We start from the raw sequence: 3,944 nt of genomic DNA, 5'->3' as shown, positions 1-3,944 counted from the left end.
GCCGTTGCTGGCGAGGCGAGGCCGGCCCGCGCGCCTTGGCAGAAAACCGGCGAAAATCGGGGTCCAGGAAACGTCTATTCCAAAAACGCGGGTAAAACTGACCCCGAAACGCAAGAAGCTGGACGTTTCCTGTCTTTAATATGCTCGTTTTCCATTTCTCTGGATTTGACCCATGTCATTGTTTTCGTTGTTGGGCGCGCTGGAGATCGGCCTGATCTTCAGCCTGGTGGCCTTGGGAGTGTTCATCTCGTTCAGGCTGCTGCGCTTTCCCGACCTGACCGTCGATGGCAGCTTTCCGCTGGGCGGCGCGGTCTGCGCCACGCTCATCGCCTCGGGAACCGACCCCTTTCTCGCCACCATCGCGGCCACCTTCGCGGGCGCGGCCGCCGGGCTGGTCACCGGCTGGCTGAACGTGAAGCTGCGCATCATGGACCTGCTGGCCAGCATTCTCATGATGATCGCGCTGTATTCCGTGAACCTGCGCGTCATGGGCAAGCCCAACGTGCCGCTCATCACCGAGCCCACCGTATTCACCATTCTGCAGCCCGGCTGGCTCAGCGACTACGTGGCGCGGCCGCTCATCCTGGTGGTGATCGTGATCGTCGCCAAGCTGCTGCTTGACTGGTTCTTCGCCACGCAGACGGGCCTGGCCATGCGCGCGACCGGCTCCAACGGCCGCATGGCCCGCGCGCAGGGCGTGCACACCGGCCGCATGATCATGGGCGGCATGGCGCTGTCGAACGCGCTGGTCGGCCTGGCGGGCGCGCTCTTCGCGCAGACCCAGGGCGGCTCCGACATCTCGATGGGCATCGGCACCATCGTCATCGGCCTGGCGGCGGTCATCGTGGGCGAGAGCATCCTGCCTTCGCGCAAGCTGGTGCTGGCCACGCTGGCCGTCATCATCGGCGCCATCGTCTACCGCTTCTTCATCGCGCTGGCGCTCAACAGCGATTTCATCGGCCTGAAGGCGCAGGACTTGAACCTCGTCACCGCGGTGCTGGTCACCATCGCCCTGGTCATTCCCATGCTCAAGCGCCGCGTATTCGGCAAGAAGTAGATCGGCCCGCAGACCCGTCCCGGAAGCATCCCCGCAGAGGGGCGCCGCGGCGGGGCCGCGAATGGCACACAGGAGTATTGATATGTTGTCGGCAAGAGACCTCAAGATCACTTTCAACCCGGGTACGCCGATCGAGACGCGCGCGCTGCGCGGCCTGTCGCTGGACATTCCGGCGGGGCAGTTCGTCACGGTCATCGGTTCCAATGGCGCGGGCAAGTCCACCTTTCTCAATGCTGTCTCGGGCGACCTGCCGGTGGATTCCGGCCGTATCGAGATCGACGGCGCGGATATGACGCGCCAGCCGGTCTGGGCGCGCGCGGCCAAGGTGGCCCGCGTATTCCAGGATCCCATGGCGGGCACCTGCGAAGACCTCACCATCGAGGAAAACATGGCGCTGGCGCAGATGCGCGGCGCCCGCCGCGGCTACGGCCGCGCGGTCAAAGCCTCGATGCGAGACGGCTTCCGCGAGCGCCTGGCCACCCTGGGCCTGGGGCTGGAGAACCGGCTGTCCGACCGCATCGGGCTGCTGTCGGGCGGCCAGCGCCAGGCCGTGAGCCTGCTCATGGCCGCCCTGCAGCCTTCGCGCATCCTGCTGCTGGACGAGCACACCGCCGCCCTGGACCCGCGCACCGCCGACTTCGTGCTGCAGCTCACGGCGCGCATCGTGGCCGAAAACCGCCTCACCACGATGATGGTCACCCACAGCATGCGCCAGGCGCTGGACGTGGGCGACCGCACCGTCATGCTGCACCAGGGGCAGGTGGTGCTGGATGTGTCGGGCGACGAGCGCAAGGGCATGGACGTGCCCGACCTGCTCGCCATGTTCGAGCGCGTGCGCGGCGAAAAGCTGTCCGACGACGCGCTGCTGCTGGGCTGAGGACGTCGAGGCTCAGCCGTTCAGCAGGCGCTGCGGCCGGAAGGCATGGGCAAGCGCCGCGTGCGCGCCCGCCTGTCCGCTCATCAGCCCGGCCAGCAGCCGGGCCGTGCCCGGGCCCGTGCTGAACCCGATATGCTGATGGCCCAGCGCGAGCCACAGGCCCGGCCGGCGCGGCGCTTCGCCGATCATGGGCCGGCTGTCGGGCAGGGTGGGGCGGCGCCCCATCCAGGGCGTATCGTCCAGTCTGTCGCCCAGCGGAAATGCCCGGCGCGCCTGCGTTTCGGCCAGCCCGAGCTGTTCGGGCCGCGGCGGGGCGTCGCAATCGTCTAGCTGCACGCCCGTGGTCAGCCGCAGTCCGCGCGCCATGGGCGAGAGCACGTAGCCGCCGCCCGTGTCGTACACGGGCCGCCCCAGCGACGCGCCGGGCTGCGCCGCGTAGTGCATGTGGTAGCCGCGCTCGCAGACGAGCGGCACGTCCAGGCCCGCGGTGCGCAGCAGGGCGCGCGACCACGGCCCCAGCGCCACCACCAGCCGGTCCGCCGACAGCGATCCGCTTGCTTCGGCGCCGACCACCGTCCAGCCGCCGGCGCCGTCCGGCCGGATGCCGCGCACCGGCATGCGGCGGAATGCGCCGCCGGCCTGCCGGAACAGCGCGGCATAGGCCCGCACCACCGCTTGCGGGTCGTCCACCGAATACGAGCCCTGGACCCAGAGCGCGCGCTCAAAGCGCGGCGCGAGCGAGGGCTCCAGGGCGGCCAGCTCCGGCGGCGCCAGCGCTTGCGTGGGCACGCCGTATTCGGCATAAACGCGGCGCGCCGCGGCGCCGCCTTCCCAGGCCTGCGCGCTGCGGTAGAGAAAGATCCAGCCCGTGTCGCGCAGCCGGCGGCCGATGCCCGCCTCGCGCATCAGTTCCTGGTGCGCGTCGGCCGACAGGCGGATCAGCCCGTCCAGCGCGGCCACGGTTTCGCGGTAGACGGCGGGCCGGGCATTGAGCAGGAAGCGCGCGCCCCAGCCCAGGTTGCGCAGCAGGAAACCCGGCCGGTAGCGGAACTGCGCCGTGTCGTTGCGCAGCAGGCGCGGGAGCTGGCGCCAGAGGCCGGGATGATTGAACGGGATGAGCGAGCTGCGCGCCAGCACGCCTGCGTTGCCGTAGGAGGTTTCGCTGCCGGGTTCGCGGCGGTCCACCAGGATGACCGACGCGCCGCGGCGCTGCAGTTCGAGCGCGCAGCACACGCCCACCATTCCCGCGCCCAGCACGATGATGTTGTTTCCCATGGGTTCTGGCTCCATTCCGGTTTCGTCTTCCGCGCCGCGGCCTCATGCCGCGCCCGCGGCAGATCCGCCCATTACGCGCGCCGCCGCCGTTACGCCCCACCACGCGGCCTCTTCGAATACCGAGTATCCGGAAAGGTCGGCATGGGCGAAGAGAATGGGGCCGTCGGCCTCGCGCAGCGCCAGCAGTCCCGGGTTGGACAGGTAGCCCGGCGCCGGCGTGGCCATGGCGTGGCCGCGCACGGTGATTTCCAGCTCGCGCGCGTAGCGCCAGAACGCGTCGCCATAGGCGGCCGTCAGGTCGGCCGAGGCCGCCGCGCGCAAGGCCTCGGGGCTGGCGTTTTCCAGCCAGCGCCGGGCCTGCGCGGGCGCCATGCCGGACAGCGCATGATAGGCGGTGAACACGGTGCGCGGCGACGGCGCCACGCGCAGCAATTGATGGGTGGACACCACATAGCCCAGCCCCTGTCCCTGGTAGACCACGTTGTCCCACGACAGTGGCTCGCCCGGCATTTCCGGAGGATAGCCGTCCATGACGAAGTTCGACACCAGCCAGGCGGCGCGCGGCGGCGCGTGCGCGGCGGGGTGGTAGCCGTAGTCCCGGATGTCCGGCAGCAGGCGCTGCGCCACGAATACCGGCATGGCGCAGACGGACGCGGCCGGCCTGCAGGGCATAGGCGCGCGGCGTGCCTGCCGCGCCCGGGGCCGCGCAGACCACGCGCGCGCCCGCCGCCGACG

3 protein-coding genes and 1 pseudogene are annotated in these 3,944 nt (G+C 70.1%); 2 read left to right on the top strand and 2 right to left on the bottom strand.

Annotated elements, in window-relative coordinates; all coding sequences use genetic code 11:
• Positions 1 to 172: 172 nt before the first annotated feature.
• Positions 173 to 1,057, top strand: coding sequence for an ABC transporter permease (locus tag AD428_RS23795; protein ID WP_053246795.1), 885 nt, complete (start codon positions 173 to 175; stop codon positions 1,055 to 1,057).
• A gap of 82 nt (positions 1,058 to 1,139) precedes the next feature.
• Positions 1,140 to 1,934, top strand: a complete 795-nt coding sequence (locus AD428_RS23790; RefSeq protein WP_053246794.1) for an ABC transporter ATP-binding protein — start codon at positions 1,140 to 1,142, stop codon at positions 1,932 to 1,934.
• A gap of 12 nt (positions 1,935 to 1,946) precedes the next feature.
• Here the strand turns inward: AD428_RS23790 and AD428_RS23785 are convergent, their stop codons facing one another.
• Both AD428_RS23785 and AD428_RS23780 read right to left on the bottom strand, forming a co-directional pair.
• Positions 1,947 to 3,209 (bottom strand): NAD(P)/FAD-dependent oxidoreductase, encoded by a 1,263-nt coding sequence (locus AD428_RS23785; RefSeq protein ID WP_053246793.1) that lies wholly within the window; start codon positions 3,207 to 3,209, stop codon positions 1,947 to 1,949.
• Between the two features lie 42 nt (positions 3,210 to 3,251).
• A pseudogene (locus AD428_RS23780) lies at positions 3,252 to 3,944 on the bottom strand (amine oxidase); the annotation flags it as partial.

Source organism: Achromobacter sp. DMS1, assembly GCF_001270295.1.
This window is presented reverse-complemented; position numbering and strand designations above follow the sequence as displayed.